This is a genomic window from Mesorhizobium sp. M7D.F.Ca.US.004.03.1.1 (assembly GCF_003998635.1).
GTDB lineage: Bacteria > Pseudomonadota > Alphaproteobacteria > Rhizobiales > Rhizobiaceae > Mesorhizobium > Mesorhizobium loti.
Genome location: NZ_RZQG01001163.1, coordinates 1 through 1,625 on the forward strand (window position 1 = coordinate 1; position 1,625 = coordinate 1,625).

Here is a 1,625-nt window from a genome sequence, read left to right on the forward strand (position 1 = left end):
GCAGCACGCCGACCATGCGCCGCGCGTCCTCCAGCATCGCCCGGCCGATCTCGGTCAGTTGCGGCTCGCGCGTGCCCTCGCGCTCGAACAGCTTCAGTCCAAGCTGCGCCTCGAGATTGGCGATGCCATAGCTGATAACGGACTGCGCCCGGTTGAGCTTGCGGCCGGCGGCCGAGAAACTGCCGGCTTCAGCGACCGTCACAAATATCTGAAGTTGGTCGAGCGTCGGGTTCGGCTGCATTGCTGTATCTATTTTATTGATGGATCGTATAGAAAATATACCAGTTTATCGAATGGGTCGATAGCCCCATATGTGGCGGGACAATTCAATTCCACTGGAGAGACCCGCTATGTCCATTCTTCTTGTAACGTCGAGCCCGCGCGGCGCTGCCTCGCACTCAACCCGCATCGCCACCGAATTCGCCGAGAAGCTGCTTGCCGCCGACCCGTCGAACACGCTTGTCGTGCGCGACCTCGTCGCCAACCCGCTGCCGCATATCGACGCCGATTATGCCAGCGGCATCTACACGCCTGTCGAAGCCCGCACGCCCCGCCAGGCTGAAGTCGTCGGCGTCTCCGACGTCGCGCTCGACGAACTGTTCGCCGCTGATACGGTGATCCTCGCCACCGGCTTCATCAACTTCAACATCTCTTCGACGCTGAAGTCCTGGGTCGATCACATCGCCCGTTCCGGCAAGAGCTTTGCCTATGGCGAGAACGGCCCCAAGGGCCTCGTCACCGGCAAGAAGGTCTATATCGTGCTGGCTTCCGGCGGCATCTATTCGGAAGGCGCTGCCGTACAGTTCGATCACGCCATTCCCTACCTGCGCGGCGTGCTCGGCTTCCTCGGCATGACCGATGTCGACGTCATCCGCATCGAAGGCGTCGGCATGGGCCCTGACGCGGTGACCGCAGCGCTCGCCAAGGCGACCGCCAAGGTCGATGCCGTGGTGGCAGCCAGCCGCGATGTTGCAGCAGCCGCATAAGGCGCCAAAGTTCATCCGCATCGAAAGGCAGGCGTTCGCGCCTGCCTTTTTTCGTTCTAGCCGATCAGATGTCTTAAAAGGCCCGCCGAAGCGACCCCGATCAGCACGGTCGGCAGCATGGAAAGCCGTGTGGCAGCAACAAAAGTGATGGCCAGAGCCAGAAGATCGGCCGGATTCCGCGACACGAAGGCCGGCGCGATCACCGAGATCAGCACGCAGCCGGGCGCCGCCTCCATCACCGCCGCGGCGCGGGCGCTGAGCGTGCGGTTGCGCAACACGACGTAGCCGCCGATCCGGGTCAGATAGGTAACGCCGGCCATCAGAACGATGGTGAGAAGGGTCGCAGCATTGATCATGCATCACCTGCCATCAGCCAGGCCGCGATGAGCCCCGATACAGCCCCTGCGGCGACATACCAGGCGCCCGGGACGAAGAGATAAAACAGCGCCGCGACGACGAGGCTGACCAGCCACGGCCGCGCCGCGGCCATGCTCGTCCACATGCCGCGCATCAGCACCAGGAAGACGGCCGGAAACGCCATGTCGAAACCGAAGGTCTCGACATGGCCGAGCATCGGGCCGAGCACGGCACCCAGCGTGGTGAACCCCACCCAGGCGAGATACATCGCCAGTGCCGCGC

The 1,625-nt window shown here is 63.2% G+C and carries 3 protein-coding genes and 1 pseudogene; 1 reads left to right on the forward strand and 3 read right to left on the reverse strand.

Features of this window, described 5'->3' with window-relative positions; translation table 11 throughout:
• Window positions 1-241: LysR family transcriptional regulator (locus tag EN935_RS35115; protein WP_164771648.1), on the reverse strand; the 241-nt coding region annotated here is incomplete at its 3' end.
• Window positions 242-350: 109 nt separating this feature from the next.
• Between EN935_RS35115 and EN935_RS35120 the strand changes: the two genes are divergently transcribed.
• The gene (locus EN935_RS35120) at window positions 351-986 is read left to right on the forward strand and encodes an FMN-dependent NADH-azoreductase (protein WP_109660051.1); all 636 of its coding nucleotides are present in this window, start codon (window positions 351-353) and stop codon (window positions 984-986) included.
• 56 nt (window positions 987-1,042) lie between these two features.
• Here the strand turns inward: EN935_RS35120 and EN935_RS35125 are convergent, their stop codons facing one another.
• Complete coding sequence (locus tag EN935_RS35125) at window positions 1,043-1,342, reverse strand: AzlD family protein (RefSeq protein ID WP_127265008.1); 300 nt, start codon at window positions 1,340-1,342, stop codon at window positions 1,043-1,045.
• A pseudogene (locus EN935_RS35130) lies at window positions 1,339-1,625 on the reverse strand (branched-chain amino acid ABC transporter permease); the annotation flags it as partial. The gene EN935_RS35125 and the pseudogene EN935_RS35130, both read right to left, overlap by 4 nt.

Bases quoted from the DNA above. Each gene is read 5' to 3' on its own strand.
- EN935_RS35120 (WP_109660051.1), top strand. From the start codon at position 351: ATGTCCATTCTTCTTGTAACGTCGAGCCCGCGCGGCGCTGCCTCGCAC.
- EN935_RS35125 (WP_127265008.1), bottom strand. From the start codon at position 1,342: ATGATCAATGCTGCGACCCTTCTCACCATCGTTCTGATGGCCGGCGTT.